The sequence below is a fragment of the Streptomyces sp. NPDC018000 genome (assembly GCF_044328025.1).
GTDB lineage: Bacteria > Actinomycetota > Actinomycetes > Streptomycetales > Streptomycetaceae > Streptomyces.
The window spans coordinates 301,513-316,351 of sequence record NZ_JBIRGM010000001.1; the positions used below are offsets into that span (position 1 = coordinate 301,513).

The 14,839-nt window shown below is 70.3% G+C and carries 13 protein-coding genes; 10 read left to right on the plus strand and 3 right to left on the minus strand.

What is annotated here, in order from left to right:
* The first annotated feature begins 523 nt into the window (after window positions 1-523).
* Both sucC and sucD read left to right on the plus strand, forming a co-directional pair.
* Window positions 524-1,705, plus strand: a complete 1,182-nt coding sequence (sucC, locus tag ACH4EW_RS01520) for an ADP-forming succinate--CoA ligase subunit beta (protein WP_398249952.1) — start codon at window positions 524-526, stop codon at window positions 1,703-1,705.
* A 21-nt stretch (window positions 1,706-1,726) separates the two neighbouring features.
* On the plus strand, window positions 1,727-2,611 hold the full coding sequence (sucD, locus tag ACH4EW_RS01525; protein WP_398249954.1) for a succinate--CoA ligase subunit alpha: 885 nt from the start codon (window positions 1,727-1,729) through the stop codon (window positions 2,609-2,611).
* A 126-nt stretch (window positions 2,612-2,737) separates the two neighbouring features.
* On the opposite strand, the gene ACH4EW_RS01530 is transcribed toward sucD, so the two are convergent.
* The gene (locus tag ACH4EW_RS01530) at window positions 2,738-3,787 is read right to left on the minus strand and encodes an RNA polymerase sigma factor (RefSeq protein WP_398249956.1); all 1,050 of its coding nucleotides are present in this window, start codon (window positions 3,785-3,787) and stop codon (window positions 2,738-2,740) included.
* Window positions 3,788-3,903: 116 nt separating this feature from the next.
* On the opposite strand from ACH4EW_RS01530, the gene ACH4EW_RS01535 reads away from it, so the two are divergent.
* The gene (locus tag ACH4EW_RS01535; RefSeq protein WP_398249958.1) at window positions 3,904-5,553 is read left to right on the plus strand and encodes a DUF6350 family protein; all 1,650 of its coding nucleotides are present in this window, start codon (window positions 3,904-3,906) and stop codon (window positions 5,551-5,553) included.
* Window positions 5,554-5,580: 27 nt separating this feature from the next.
* Here ACH4EW_RS01535 and ACH4EW_RS01540 read toward each other — a convergent pair whose 3' ends face one another.
* Window positions 5,581-6,489: a hypothetical protein gene (locus ACH4EW_RS01540; RefSeq protein ID WP_398249960.1), complete on the minus strand. Its 909-nt coding sequence runs from the start codon at window positions 6,487-6,489 to the stop codon at window positions 5,581-5,583.
* A 348-nt stretch (window positions 6,490-6,837) separates the two neighbouring features.
* Here ACH4EW_RS01540 and purN point away from each other — a divergent pair, with 348 nt between their 5' ends.
* Window positions 6,838-7,494 carry a phosphoribosylglycinamide formyltransferase gene (purN, locus tag ACH4EW_RS01545; protein ID WP_398249961.1) on the plus strand — a complete coding sequence of 219 codons (657 nt, stop codon included), beginning with the start codon at window positions 6,838-6,840 and terminating at the stop codon, window positions 7,492-7,494.
* Window positions 7,481-9,034 (plus strand): bifunctional phosphoribosylaminoimidazolecarboxamide formyltransferase/IMP cyclohydrolase, encoded by a 1,554-nt coding sequence (gene purH / locus ACH4EW_RS01550; protein WP_398249963.1) that lies wholly within the window; start codon window positions 7,481-7,483, stop codon window positions 9,032-9,034. Before purN ends, purH begins: the two co-directional genes overlap by 14 nt.
* Before the next feature lie 82 nt (window positions 9,035-9,116).
* Here purH and ACH4EW_RS01555 read toward each other — a convergent pair whose 3' ends face one another.
* A complete protein-coding gene (locus ACH4EW_RS01555) occupies window positions 9,117-9,851 on the minus strand; it encodes an RDD family protein (RefSeq protein ID WP_398249965.1) in 735 nt (244 codons plus the stop codon).
* A 227-nt stretch (window positions 9,852-10,078) separates the two neighbouring features.
* On the opposite strand from ACH4EW_RS01555, the gene ACH4EW_RS01560 reads away from it, so the two are divergent.
* The 5 genes from ACH4EW_RS01560 (at window position 10,079) to ACH4EW_RS01580 (ending at window position 14,698) form a co-directional block, all read left to right on the plus strand.
* On the plus strand, window positions 10,079-10,942 hold the full coding sequence (locus tag ACH4EW_RS01560; protein WP_398249967.1) for a bifunctional methylenetetrahydrofolate dehydrogenase/methenyltetrahydrofolate cyclohydrolase: 864 nt from the start codon (window positions 10,079-10,081) through the stop codon (window positions 10,940-10,942).
* 29 nt (window positions 10,943-10,971) lie between these two features.
* Window positions 10,972-11,670, plus strand: a complete 699-nt coding sequence (locus tag ACH4EW_RS01565) for a DUF3017 domain-containing protein (protein ID WP_398249969.1) — start codon at window positions 10,972-10,974, stop codon at window positions 11,668-11,670.
* A gap of 206 nt (window positions 11,671-11,876) precedes the next feature.
* Window positions 11,877-12,866, plus strand: a complete 990-nt coding sequence (locus ACH4EW_RS01570; protein ID WP_398249971.1) for a malate dehydrogenase — start codon at window positions 11,877-11,879, stop codon at window positions 12,864-12,866.
* Window positions 12,867-13,177: 311 nt separating this feature from the next.
* Window positions 13,178-13,483, plus strand: a complete 306-nt coding sequence (locus ACH4EW_RS01575; RefSeq protein ID WP_398249973.1) for a hypothetical protein — start codon at window positions 13,178-13,180, stop codon at window positions 13,481-13,483.
* Window positions 13,484-13,489: 6 nt separating this feature from the next.
* Complete coding sequence (locus tag ACH4EW_RS01580; RefSeq protein WP_398249975.1) at window positions 13,490-14,698, plus strand: glutathionylspermidine synthase family protein; 1,209 nt, start codon at window positions 13,490-13,492, stop codon at window positions 14,696-14,698.
* The last annotated feature ends 141 nt before the right edge of the window (window positions 14,699-14,839 follow it).

Sequence of the window (14,839 nt, forward strand, 5' to 3'; positions counted from 1 at the left end):
GTGAGAGCCGTTCGCCGTCGGTCTCGTCGGTACGGTCGGTGACGATGTGCGTCCCACTGCCGGGAACGCGGGCTACGGCGCCGAGGGGCTGAGTCCGTACCACTACCGGGAACGCGGGCTACGGCGCCGAGGGTCTGACGTCGATCGCTTCGGCGTATGTGACCGACGCGACAGGCTCGGCGCCCTCCTTCGGTACCGCCGAGTAACCGGCGCGGAGCATCCGGGGCCGGCGGCCCCGGACCTCCCGATCCGCCTGGTCCGGGGCCCGCCCCCGCTGCATCGCACGAGTGCCGTGATGTCCACTGAGACCCGGGCGCCGACGTGATCTGTGACCGTAATCACCGCTCAGGTGCGATCTGCGATTTAGGGTCCTGCGGAGCACGGGGATAACCTGCGAGATGGACATGCCGCGTACCCCGGGTCACCGTGTGCGCCTTCCTGGTGACAGAACAGTCACGTTGCCCCTCGCGGCACGCCCACGCAGAAAACGAACCGCGAGACCACTGATAAGGGACTGACGCGCGTGGACCTGTTCGAGTACCAGGCGAGGGACCTCTTCGCCAAGCACGGTGTACCGGTGCTGGCCGGTGAAGTCATCGACACGCCTGAGGCAGCCCGCGAGGCGACCGAGCGGCTGGGCGGCAAGTCCGTCGTCAAGGCGCAGGTGAAGGTCGGCGGCCGCGGCAAGGCCGGTGGCGTCAAGCTGGCCGCCACCCCCGACGAGGCGGTCGCCCGCGCGACCGACATCCTCGGCATGGACATCAAGGGCCACACGGTCCACAAGGTGATGATCGCCGAGACCGCGCCGGAGATTCTTGAGGAGTACTACGTCTCGTACCTCCTCGACCGCACCAACCGCACCTTCCTGGCCATGGCCTCGGTGCAGGGCGGCATGGACATCGAGGAGGTCGCGGAGAAGACCCCCGAGGCCCTCGCGAAGGTCCCGGTCGACTCCAACACCGGTGTCACGATCGAGAAGGCCCGCGAGATCGTCGCCCAGGCGAAGTTCCCGGCCGAGGTGGCCGAGAAGGTCGCCGAGGTCATGGTGACGCTCTGGGACACCTTCGTCGCCGAGGACGCGCTCCTCGTCGAGGTCAACCCGCTCGCCAAGGTCGCCTCCGGCGACATCCTGGCGCTGGACGGCAAGGTGTCTCTCGACGAGAACGCCGACTTCCGTCAGCCCGAGCACGAGGCGCTCGAGGACAAGGCCGCAGCCAACCCGCTCGAGGCTGCCGCCAAGGCCAAGAACCTCAACTACGTCAAGCTCGACGGCGAGGTCGGCATCATCGGTAACGGTGCCGGTCTGGTCATGTCGACGCTGGACGTCGTCGCGTACGCCGGTGAGAACCACGGCAACGTGAAGCCCGCCAACTTCCTCGACATCGGTGGCGGCGCCTCCGCCGAGGTCATGGCGAACGGCCTGGAGATCATCCTCGGCGACCCGGACGTCAAGTCCGTCTTCGTCAACGTCTTCGGTGGCATCACCGCGTGCGACGAGGTCGCCAACGGCATCGTCCAGGCTCTCGCACTGCTCAAGAGCAAGGGCGAAGAGGTCACCAAGCCGCTGGTCGTGCGCCTCGACGGCAACAACGCGGAGCTGGGTCGCAAGATCCTTTCCGACGCCAACCACCCGCTCGTTCAGCGCGTGGACACCATGGACGGCGCGGCCGACAAGGCCGCCGAGCTCGCCGCGGCTGCGAAGTAAAGGACGAGGGACTCCAATACCATGGCTATCTTCCTCACCAAGGACAGCAAGGTCATCGTCCAGGGGATGACCGGTGCCACCGGCATGAAGCACACCAAGCTCATGCTGGGCGATGGCACGAACATCGTCGGCGGCGTGAACCCGCGCAAGGCCGGCACGACCGTCGACTTCGACGGCACCGAGGTACCCGTGTTCGGGACCGTCGCCGAGGCGATGGAGAAGACCGGCGCGGACGTGTCGGTTCTCTTCGTGCCGCCGGCCTTCGCCAAGGCCGCCGTCGTCGAGGCGATCGACGCCGAGATCCCGCTCGCCGTCGTGATCACCGAGGGCATTGCCGTCCACGACTCCGCCGCCTTCTGGGCGTACGCGGGCTCGAAGGGCAACAAGACCCGGATCATCGGCCCGAACTGCCCCGGCCTGATCACCCCCGGTCAGTCCAACGCCGGCATCATCCCGGGCGACATCACCAAGCCCGGCCGCATCGGTCTCGTGTCCAAGTCCGGCACGCTGACCTACCAGATGATGTACGAGCTCCGTGACATCGGCTTCTCGTCCGCCGTCGGCATCGGTGGCGACCCGGTCATCGGTACGACGCACATCGACGCCCTCGCGGCGTTCGAGGCCGACCCCGAGACCGACCTGATCGTCATGATCGGTGAGATCGGCGGCGACGCCGAGGAGCGTGCGGCCGACTTCATCGCGAAGAACGTCACCAAGCCGGTCGTCGGTTACGTCGCGGGCTTCACCGCCCCCGAGGGCAAGACCATGGGCCACGCCGGCGCCATCGTCTCCGGCTCCTCCGGCACCGCGCAGGCGAAGAAGGAGGCCCTCGAGGCCGCCGGCGTCAAGGTCGGCAAGACGCCGACCGAGACCGCCAAGCTGGCGCGCGAGATCCTCAGCGCCTGATCGCTTCACCGCGTCGGAGCAGCACCGCAGTATCGCGTCCCCGCACAGACGGCGCGGGTCCGTACCCCGGTCAGGGGTACGGACCCGCGCCGTTTCTGTACGTCCTTTCGCCGGCCTCCCCGCAGGTCAGCCAGGTTCGAGCACCAGCCGGGCCGGACCCTGCACGAGTTCGCCCCGGAGCTTCTTCCGCAGCTCCAGGTCCTGCGGCGTCAGCTGCTGCGGACCGCCTCGCGGCGGTACTCCGACGACCTGCCGAGGGGGTGCCTCCGGGGTCTCGTACCGGGCCGGAGCCGTCGTCAGGGCGAAGAGCGTCAGGCCGATGAGCAGCACCGTGAGGGAAACGGCCGCTCTGGTCCACAGCCGGGCCTTGCGCTCGCTGTCCGTACGGATCACGTCGGGCGAGGGGAGCGAGGCAGGGGGCTGGGCCTGGGCGATCGCGGCGAGCTGCTGATGCAGGAGCGCCGACTGCGCGGTGGGGGACGACGGTTCCGCCAGCTCGGGCAGCCGCTCGGCGACCGCAGCGCGTGCGTTCATCAGCCTGTTCGCCGCCGCCGGGGTGCTGGCCTCCGTCTCCGCCGCGGTCTCCGGAAGATCCAGGCCGACACCGTCGTAGAGCAGCAGGGTGCGGCGGTGCATCGGCGGCAGGCCGAGCAGCGCGTCGAGCAGGGCGCGCGCACCGGGTTCGGCGGGCGGCGGGCCGGGGTGGCGGTGTCTGCGGCGCAGCCGGTGCCAGGGCGACAGCGCGTACTCGTGCGCGGCGGCCCGCACCCAGCCCGCCGGATCCCGGTCCACCGCGACCTCCGGCCAGCGTTCCCAGGCCCGCGCGAAGGCCCGCGCGACGGACTCCTGGGAGAGGTTCCGGCGCCCCGTCAGCAAGAGCGTCTGGCGGAAAAGGGCGACGGCGCAGCTGTTGTACAAGGCATCGAATGCCTCGGCCGGTGCTTCAGGTGCTGACAGTGCCCCAGTTGCTGACAGCGCTTCAGGTGCGGCGCGGGCGGCGGATGAGTTGTCCGTGACTGATGCGCCGGATGTGTCGGGCAGTTCGGGGGTGATGCCCGGCTCGGTCGGGGTCGCGACCTGTTCTTCACTCAGTGACTTCGCCTCACGCGGCCTGCGTCGCTCCTCGGTGGAGGGGAGCGGATGGGCACCGGCCGCATCGGACGAGCTCCGTGTCATGAAGGACCCCCCGTGGGTCTGCACCGGGTGAAGAAGTACATAAACGCATATTGAGCGACACAGCGATCATTCGCCTGTTACACGAAATAAGTGCGTGTCGTTGGGAGCATGGCCGTGTGATCCAAGTGACCGAACGCGGCCCGTCGTTGTCGGCAGAGCAGGGCCGGTCCGCCGTTCTGGCCTTCGCCTTCCTGCGTGGGGCGCTTGCGGCCGGGCTGGGGCTGGGCGCGCTCGCCGTGCTCGCCATGGTGCTGTGGATCAGCTCCCCGGCTCCCGGCAACGGCCCCGACGGGGCCCTTCGTGCGGCGGCCGGGCTCTGGCTGCTCGCCCACGGTGCCGAGCTGATCAGAACCGACACGCTCGGCGGAGCCCCCGCCCCGGTCGGCCTCGTCCCACTGCTGCTTGCTGTGGTGCCGGTGTGGCTGGTGCACCGAGCGGCCCGGGATGCCCTGGAGCCCGGCGAGCGGCGCCCGGTGCCCTCGGCGGCGGGCGCGTTCGCCATGGTCAGCGGCGGATATCTGCTGGTCGGAGCCGCTGTCGCGTTCTATGCGCGGACTGACTCACTGTCCGTGTACACACCGTCGCTGCTCTGCCCTTCGGCCGTTGTGGTGACGAGCGCGGCGGCTGCCGGGGTCTGGACGGCATCGGGGCGCCCGATCGCGCCTCCGTCCTGGGCGCCGGTGCGCCTGCACGAGAAACTGGCGCGTACCCGGTTCAGGGAGTGCGTGGAGACGGCGTGCCGGTCGGCCGCGGCCGGGGTGGCGGTGCTGCTCGGTGGCGGGGTGCTGCTTGTCGCGGTGGCGCTGGTGTGGCATGCGCAGGCGGCTCAGCAGTCGTTCGTCGAGCTCTCGGGTGACTGGGCGGGCCGGGTCCCGGTACTGCTGCTCGCGCTGGTGCTGGTGCCGAATGCGGCGGTGTGGGGCGCCGCGTACGGACTCGGGCCGGGCTTCGCGCTCGGCACGGCGTCCACGGTCACCCCGCTCGCCTTCTCGGGGCGCCCGGCGCTGCCCGTCTTCCCCTTGCTCGCCGCGGTGCCGGCCCAGGGGCCGACGACGGTCCTGAACTGGGCGGCCGCGGCGGTGCCGGTTGCGGCCGGGGTGACGGTCGCCTGGTTCACCGTACGGCGGGCCGCGCCTGCCCACGCCGGGCGGGAGAAGGTGTGGAGTATGCGGGAGACCGCGCTGACGGCCGGGCTGGGGGCACTGGGGTGCGGGGTCGGCACAGCGGTGCTGGCCGCGGCCGCGGGGGGACCGCTCGGCACCAGGGCGCTGGCGGAGTTCGGCCCGGTGTGGTGGCAGACGGGTGCGGCGGCCCTGGTGTGGACGGCGTTGCTCGGCGTCCCCGGGGCGCTGCTGCTCCGGCCCTGGTGGCTGCGCGACGGCGACGGGGGATGGCCGGCGCGAGGGTCGGCGAAGGAGACGGCAGCGGTGGAGTGCGCGCCCGCAGCTCAGGCGGCTGCACAGGGCCCTGGGCAGGTGCCTCGGGAGCCGGGCGGCGGTGGCCGGCGGTGGTGGAAGCGGTCCGGGCGCCGGGACGAGGACGAGGCGGCTGAGCCGCTGCCCGGTCCGGGAGCCGTTTCCGTACCCGTCCGCGCCTCCGCGGGCGTACCTGCTGCGAAGGCATCCCCCGTCACCGGCGGCGCTGCGCCGGTGTCCGCATCGGACAAGAGGAGCCAGGACTCCGAGCCGTACGACTTCCTGCCGGCCGACCCCTGGCACGAACGGACGGCCCGGCCTGGGGAGGCCTGGCCGTCCGTGGATCCCTGAGACCGACTGGTCTAAATCCGTGAGGTGTCAGTTCCTGACGCCGAAGAAGGGCTCCAGCGGCTTCGGCAGCAGGTCGTTGCAGGCCAGCTGGCCGGACTTGGTCAGGGCGTCGTTCACACAGGTGTAGTAGTCGCGGTAGACGATCTGCATCGTGAACGTCATCGCGACGATCGAGAGCGCGAGCAGCGCCGTCACCAGGCCGCTGACCGCAGCCGTGGTCTGCTGCCTGCCGTAGCCCGGAGCGGCGGGGGCGCCGGCGGTGGACGCCGGAACACGCCCGGAACCGGAACCCTGAAGGGGGCCGACGGCAGGCGTAGGGGACGCCGCGGCCGACCCGGGTGTTCCGGCGGCGCCGCCCGGCGCGGACGCGCCCTCCGGCTTCGCCCGGAGCGAGCTGATCGACCAGTACACGGCGAGTGCGCCGAGCAGCAGGGCGATCTCCGGGAAGTCGAAGAGTGCGAAGAAGAAGGCCCACATGCCGCAGAGCAGCGCGTAGCGCGCGCGGCGCTGGGTGGGGTCGGTCGGATCCCAGCGCAGTCCGCCGGGGCCGCCCCCGGGGCCGCCCTGGCCGTTCGGCCCGCTCTGGCCTCCGGGGCGGCCGCCGAAGCCGCCGCTCTGGCGCCCGGGCTGTCGGCTGCTCCACTGGCTGCCCCGGACCGGCCCGTCGCCGTTGCCCCGGCCACCGTTCCCGTCGCCGTTTCCGGCGTTCGAAGGGTGGCGGGGCTGCCAGGGCTGGTCGGGCCGGTCCTCGGGCGGTGCGGCGAACGGGTTGTCGTCCGCGGGGCCGGAAGACCCCGGCGAACCGGAGGAGCCGGAAGGACCGGAAGAACCGGAAGAAGAGGAAGAGCCCGTGGGAGACCGGCGCTCCCGAAGCATCAGTGGGGTCCGCTCGGGCAGCGGGTGGTGGAAGGCGGTGCGGCGGCGTCGGTCCGGCATATGGTGAACGTCTTCCCCATCTCGTCATTTCCGCCCTGCGGACGGTTCCCTTTCCCCTGACGCTACCTCCCGGCCAGGAGGGGCCGAAAGCTGGGAGCGCGGTGCAGGTGGCCGATACCCGTGACCCGGACCCTCTCGCGCTTCGCCACCGTCGCCCCGCGGCCTCTCTTGCGACCTCGCCCACGACAGGAGGTCGTTACCCCGTCCCGTGGGGGTCCTGCGAGGTGCCGGTATCGTTGCTGACGGTCCGCTTGTTCGTAGAGTTCCCCGTATCAAGGGACTCGATTCTTTCGTACGACCATACAAACCAGCGTTGCTCTGCTTCACCACGCGAGAAAGGGCCCAGCCGTGGCCTCCCCGCCCCCCTCCGCCGCACCGGCCCGTCTGGTCGTGCTGGTCTCCGGCTCCGGTACGAACCTTCAAGCCCTGCTCGACGCCATCGGCGACGACCCCGAGGGCTTCGGCGCGCAAATCGTCGCGGTCGGCGCCGACCGCTCCGGCATCGCCGGTCTGGAACGGGCGGAGCGCGCCGGACTGCCGACCTTCGTGTGCAGGGTCAAGGACCACCCCACCCGCGAGGAGTGGGACGCGGCACTCGCGGCGGCGACGGCCGAGCACCGCCCGGACCTCGTGGTGTCCGCGGGATTCATGAAGATCGTGGGCAAGGAGTTCCTCGCCCGGTTCGGTGGCCGGTTCATCAACACCCACCCCGCCCTGCTCCCCAGCTTTCCCGGTGCCCATGGGGTGCGTGACGCACTCGCGTACGGCGTGAAGGTCACCGGGTGCACCGTCCACTTCGTCGACGACGGCGTCGACACCGGTCCGATCATCGCGCAGGGCGTGGTCGAGGTGGCCGAAGCGGACACGGCGGAGGGCGAAGCCGCTCTCCACGAACGCATCAAGGAAGTCGAGCGCAAGCTGCTCGTCGAGGCCGTGGGGCGGCTCGCCCGTGACGGCTATCGCATTGAGGGACGAAAGGTTCATCTCGGTCATGTCGGTGAATAAGCCCATCCGTCGCGCCCTGGTCAGTGTCTACGACAAGACGGGGCTCGAAGACCTCGCCCGCGGGCTGCACGAGGCGGGCGTCGAGCTCGTCTCCACCGGTTCGACCGCAGGAAAGATCGCCGCCGCCGGTGTGCCGGTCACCAAGGTCGAGGAGCTCACCGGCTTCCCCGAGTGCCTCGACGGCCGCGTGAAGACGCTGCACCCGCGCGTCCACGCCGGCATCCTCGCCGACCTGCGCCTGGACGCCCACCGCGAGCAGCTCGCCGAGCTCGGTGTCGAGCCGTTCGACCTCGTCGTCGTCAACCTGTACCCGTTCAAGGAGACCGTCGCCTCCGGCGCGTCCGCCGACGAATGCGTGGAGCAGATCGACATCGGCGGCCCGTCCATGGTCCGCGCCGCCGCGAAGAACCACCCGTCCGTGGCCGTCGTCACCAGCCCCCGGCGGTACGCCGACGTCCTCGCCGCGGTCAAGGCGGGCGGCTTCGACCTGACCGCCCGCAAGCGCCTGGCCGCCGAGGCGTTCCAGCACACCGCCGCGTACGACGTGGCTGTGGCTTCGTGGTTCGCCGACGAGTACGCCGCCGCCGACGACTCCGGCTTCCCCGACTTCTTCGGTGCGACGTACGAGCGGAAGAACGTCCTGCGGTACGGCGAGAACCCGCACCAGCCCGCCGCGCTCTACACCTCGGGCGCCGGTGGCCTGGCCGAGGCGGAGCAGCTGCACGGCAAGGAGATGTCGTACAACAACTACACGGACACCGACGCCGCGCGCCGGGCCGCGTACGACCACGCCGAGCCGTGCGTCGCGATCATCAAGCACGCCAACCCGTGCGGCATCGCGATCGCCGACGACGTCGCCGAGGCGCACCGCAACGCGCACGCCTGCGACCCGCTGTCCGCCTTCGGCGGTGTCATCGCGGTCAACCGTCCGGTGACCGTCGAGATGGCCGAGCAGGTCGCGGAGATCTTCACCGAGGTCATCGTCGCCCCGGCGTACGAGGACGGCGCGGTCGAGGTCCTGGCCCGCAAGAAGAACATCCGAGTGCTGCGCTGCCCCGAGGCGCCGACCGCCCCGGTCGAGGTCAAGCCGATCGACGGCGGCGCGCTGCTCCAGGTCACCGACCGCCTCCAGGCCGACGGCGACGACCCGGCCCAGTGGACCCTCGCCACCGGTGAGGCCCTCTCCGAGGACGAGCTGAAGGAACTCGCCTTCGCGTGGAAGGCCTGCCGCGCGGTCAAGTCCAACGCGATCCTGCTCGCCAAGGGCGGCGCCTCGGTCGGCGTCGGCATGGGGCAGGTCAACCGGGTCGACTCCGCGAAGCTGGCCGTCGAGCGGGCGGGCGAGGAGCGGGCGCGCGGCGCATATGCCGCCTCCGACGCGTTCTTCCCGTTCCCGGACGGGCTGGAGATCCTGACCGCGGCCGGCATCAGGGCCGTGGCCCAGCCGGGCGGTTCGGTCCGTGACGAGCTGGTCGTCGAGGCCGCGGAGAAGGCGGGCGTGACGATGTACTTCACGGGTACGCGGCACTTCTTCCACTGACGGTTCCCCAGCACGAAGGGCCGGAACTCCGCGAGGAGTTCCGGCCCTTCGTGTGTGCGGCACGCCGGGCGTGCCGGGTGCGTTACTTCTTGATGACCAGGGTGCCGGCGGCACGGTCGTGCCAGCCCTGCAGCTTCCCGGAGTTGTCGAAGAACGGCGAGAGGTAGACGAGGACGGCGCCGATGTAGCAGAGGAACACACCGACGATGGGAATGATGTAGCGGATGAAGCCGGAGCCGAGGCCCGGCTTCTGACCGGTGTTCTCCTTCACGACACGCAGGCCGACGGCGAGCTTGCCCACGGTCGCGCCGACGAACGAGATCATCAGCCACTCGTAGAGCAGCGTGAAGCACGCGATGACCATGATCCAGGTGAACATCACGCCGATGAAGCCGGCGCTGGCGTCATTCACGCACGAGGTGTAGTCCGGCGAGGTGGAGTCGCAGTCGTTGGCGAGGCCCACCGCGCCGGCCAGACCGATCCCCATGATGATGGCGAGGATGACGCCGATAGCGACGCCGTCGATGAGACGGGCGCAGAGGCGGCGCCCCATCGAGGCGACCTGGACGGTACCCAGGACCGGGACGTTTATGTACCCGTTGTTGGCCTGGAGCGTGCCCGGTGCCTGCTGCGGGTATCCGTAACCGGGCTGGCCCTGCGGCGGCTGGCCGGGCTGCTGCGGGTAGCCATAGCCGGGCTGGCCCTGCGGCTGCTCCTGCGGGTATCCGTAACCGGGCTGGGGCTGGCCCTGCGGCGGCTGGCCGGGCTGCTGGCCGTAGGGGTTGTTCGGATTCGGGTTCGGGTCGCCGAAGCTCATCTGGGCGTTCCTCCAACGTGCGTGCGGGGACGAATTGCGGCCGCGCGGAGGAAAGAAAACATCAGCGTCCGCCCCCCGGTACTTCTACGGCACTGCGGCCATCATCGTTATAAGCGAAATATAAGTTTGTCCAGCCGCGCCTGGTGGATGTTGCTCAAGTGCAACCTCGCGTCCACCGCCGGCACCGGGATTGGTATGCAGGTGGGGTCATCCGCGAGTATGGGTTCATGACTGCCCAGATTCTCGATGGCAAGGCCACCGCAGCCGCGATCAAGTCCGATCTCACCGTCCGCGTGGCGGCCCTCAAGGCCCAGGGCATCACCCCTGGCCTTGGAACCCTGCTCGTCGGGGACGACCCGGGCAGCCGGTGGTACGTGAACGGCAAGCACCGCGACTGCGCACAGGTCGGCATCGGCTCCATCCAGCGCGAACTCCCCGACACCGCCACCCAGGAGGAGATCGAGGACGTCGTACGGGAGCTCAACGCCAACCCCGACTGCACGGGTTACATCGTGCAGCTTCCGCTTCCCAAGGGGATCGACACCAACCGTGTCCTGGAGCTGATGGATCCGGCCAAGGACGCCGACGGTCTGCACCCGATGAACCTCGGCCGGCTCGTACTGAACGAGACGGGTCCGCTGCCCTGCACCCCGCAGGGCGTCGTCCAACTGCTCCGCCACCACGGTGTGGAGATCAACGGGGCGCATGTCGTGGTCGTCGGCCGCGGTGTCACCATCGGCCGCTCGATCCCGCTGCTGCTGACCCGTAAGTCCGAGAACGCCACCGTGACCCAGTGCCACACCGGTACGCGTGACCTCTCCGCCCAGCTCAAGCAGGCCGACATCATCGTCGCCGCCGCCGGGGTGCCGCACATCATCAAGCCCGAGGACGTGAAGCCGGGCGCGGCCGTGCTCGACGTCGGCGTCAGCCGGGACGAGAACGGCAAGATCGTCGGGGACGTCCACCCGGGTGTGGCCGAGGTCGCCGCCTGGCTCTCCCCGAACCCGGGCGGTGTCGGCCCGATGACCCGCGCCCAGCTCCTCGTCAACGTGGTCGAGGCGGCCGAGCGCAACGCGGCCGACGCGGTCTGAGCCGACTGACCCGATCCGGAAGGAGCCCCATGGGTGCTGGTACGAGTCCGGCCGACCCGACCACCGAGGCGGACCGGACGTCTCCGATGCCGTCGGACGCGGACGTCTGTGGTGCGGGTGCGGCGGATGAGGCTGCGCCGGATCGGGCCGCGCTCCGCGAGGCGGCCGCGACCCTTGAAGCTGCGCCCTGTGCGGATGCCGCTCGCGAGGGGACGGCCGACCCGGCCGCCGGTGAGGACGCCGGCGACACGGACCCGCGCGAGGGCACCCGCCCGGAGGCTGCCACTGCTGCCACCGGCGCCCCGGCCGGCGCCCCGCACAGGGGCCCGCGTCCGTCGCGGAGGTTCCCGTCGCTCACCCGGGACACCGCGCGCCCCGAGGGCGGCGGCCGGGCCGCTTCCGGGGACGCGCCCGCCCCGGCCCGGCAGTGGCCGCTGCTCGCCGTGCTCTGCACGGCCGGGACCGGGCTGCTGATCGTGGCCGTCGACCCCTTCACCGAGGCCTTCAGGATCGGCACGATGCTGATCGGTGTGGCCCTCATCGGGGGCGCCGTGCTGCGGGCCATGGTCCCGTCGGTGGGCATGCTGGCGGTCCGTTCCCGCTTCACCGACCTGGTGACGTACGGGATGCTCGGCTTCCTCATCGTGATGCTCGCGCTGGTGGCGCAGCCCGAGCCGTGGCTGGACCTTCCATTCCTGGAGCAAGCGGTCCACTTCGCGATCCGCTGAGACCGGCTGTGCGGCTGTGCGGCTGAGTGGACACGGCCGGGCGAGCGCTGTGTGACGGGTTGTGTGCGGTGCCACAGGGGGCCGAGGGGTCGGGAGGTTCCGGGTCGGATAGCCTGATCGATGGATATCTCTTCACATCAAGATTCAGGGATGTCCAGCACCAGGGGCAGGGACCCCCCACCGCCAGCTGTCTAACGGAGATCGCCATGACCCGCACTCCCGTGAATGTCACCGTGACCGGCGCAGCCGGCCAGATCGGCTACGCGCTGCTCTTCCGCATCGCCTCCGGCCACCTGCTCGGCCCGGACGTGCCGGTCAACCTGCGCCTCCTGGAGATCCCGCAGGGGCTGAAGGCCGCCGAGGGCACCGCGATGGAACTCGACGACTGCGCCTTCCCGCTGCTGCGCAACATCGAGATCACCGACGACGCCAATGTCGGCTTCGCCGGCGCCAACGTCGCCCTGCTGGTCGGCGCCCGCCCGCGCACGAAGGGCATGGAGCGCGGCGACCTGCTCTCCGCCAACGGCGGCATCTTCAAGCCGCAGGGCAAGGCCATCAACGACCACGCCGCGGACGACATCAAGGTCCTCGTCGTCGGCAACCCGGCCAACACCAACGCGCTCATCGCGCAGGCCGCCGCCCCGGACGTACCGGCCGAGCGCTTCACCTCGATGACCCGCCTCGACCACAACCGCGCGGTGTCGCAGCTGGCCGCCAAGACCGGTGCCGCCGTCTCCGACATCAAGAAGCTGACGATCTGGGGCAACCACTCGGCGACCCAGTACCCGGACATCTTCCACGCGGAGGTCGCCGGCAAGAGCGCCGCCGAGCTCGTCAACGACGAGGCGTGGCTGGCCGACACCTTCATCCCGACCGTTGCCAAGCGCGGCGCCGCGATCATCGAGGCCCGTGGCGCGTCCTCCGCCGCCTCGGCCGCCAACGCCGCCATCGACCACATCTACACCTGGGTCAACGGCACCGCCGCCGGCGACTGGACCTCCATGGGCATCCCGTCGGACGGCTCCTACGGCGTGCCCGAGGGCATCATCTCGTCCTTCCCGGTCACCACGAAGGACGGCAAGTACGAGATCGTCCAGGGCCTGGACATCAACGAGTTCTCCCGTAGGCACATCGACGCGTCGGTGCAGGAACTCGTCGACGAGCGCGACGCGGTTCGCGAGCTCGGCCTGATCTGATCCCTGCGCCCTTCGAGGCGTACACCACCGCCCCCGGCAGCGGCCGCTGCCGGGGGCGGTGGTGTCCCATCGCCGTGACCGGGAACTGACCGCACTGCTTTCCGAGTCCGGGCTGTCATGCGCGTCACGATGATCCTTCCGGCCCTGACCGAGGCGACCAGCCCGCTGCCCCCGACCGGACGGGACTTTCGAAACACGCCTTAGGGCCTTCCGAGGACGGTCGGTGCACCCGCTTTCGACCGCAGTCGGTGGCCGTCTAATCTGACAAGTAGCCACGCTGGGTTGATTCGTGCAACGGGGGAGACGGAAACATGGCCATACGCAAGCTGAGGTCGAGCACGGTGGTGCTCGGCGGGATGGGGATGCTCGCCGCGGTGCTCACTTCCTGCGGTTCGGAGCCGGACAAGCGGTGTGTCGACCCGCTGACCCGTAAGGAACTGCCCAGCTACAAGTGCAAGAGCGGCAGTGGCAGCGGGAGCGGCAGCAGCACTGGAAGCGGCGGCGGTTCGTACTACTACGGCGGCAAGAGCACGGACGGCAGAGTGGAGGGCGGCAGCTTCGACAAGGCGGCCGTCGAACGCGGCGGCTTCGGCTGCTCGGGTACCGGAGGCGGCTGAACCGCCATGGAACGCCGCACCACACAGCCGCGCCCCGGCTGGCAGGAGACGGTCGAGAGCCAGGGCGTCGTCTATCCGCTGACCCGCTACCCCGATGGGTCGCTGCGGCCGTACTGGGACGAGAGCGCCTACTACGTCTTCTCGCTGCCCGAGGTCGAGGCGCTGGAGGAGGTCGTCGAGGAACTGCACGCGATGTGTCTGGCTGCCGCCGCGCATATCGTGGAGCGGGGCCGGTTCGCTGAACTCGGCATCACCGACTGCAGGTTGGTGGATCTGATCACGGAGTCCTGGTGGCGCCGCGACGAACTCCCGTCCATCTACGGAAGGTTCGACCTGCGCTACGACGGGACCGGGCCGGCGAAGATGCTGGAGTACAACGCGGACACCCCCACCTCCCTGGTGGAGGCCGCGAGTGCCCAGTGGTTCTGGATGGAGGACCGCTTCCCGGACGCCGACCAGTGGAACTCGCTGCACGAACGCCTCGTCGAGGCGTGGCGTCGGCAGGCCGCGCTGCTGCCGCCCGGACCGGTGCACTTCGCGCACTCCGAGGGCGACGAGATCGGCGAGGACCTGATGACGGTCGCCTATCTGCGGGAGACCGCCGAACAGGCCGGACTCGACACGGAGGCGCTCTCCGTGGAACAGATCGGCTGGGACCGGCTGACCGGGCGGTTCGTGGACGAACGGCTCCGCTTCATCCGCAGCTGCTTCAAGCTGTATCCGTGGGAATGGCTGGCGACCGACCGGTTCGGGCCGCATGTGCTGGACACCCTCGACAACGGCGGCGGCACCGGCACCACCTGCTGGATCGAGCCCGCCTGGAAGATGCTCCTCTCCAACAAGGCGCTGCTGGCGATCCTCTGGGAGCTCCACCCCGGGCACCCGAATCTGCTGCCCTCCTATCTCGACGGGCCCCGCGAACTCGCGGCGACGAGTACGGGACCGGGCGACGGAGGCGGCCCCGGATACGTCGCCAAGCCGCTGCTCGGCCGTGAGGGGGCCGGGGTCACCATCCATGAGCCGGGAAGCCCCGTGGTGCTGCGGGACGAGCCGTGCTGCTACCAGGAGCTGGCGCCGCTGCCGGACTTCGACGGCAACCGGGTGGTGCTGGGGGCGTGGGTCGTCGAGGACGAGGCGGCCGGGCTGGGCATCCGTGAATCGGCGGGGCCGGTCACGGACGAGTACGCCCGCTTCCTGCCCCACGTCATCCTTTAGGGCCTGTCTGGGGTTGTGATCTGGGCTCGCGGGGCGTGGCACGCACGCTCGCGGCGTTGGTTAAAAGCCCAGGTAGCTCCGCTACAAGGGCTTTTAACCGCCTTGCGATCGCACGCACCACGCCCCACTCCCTGATCCAGA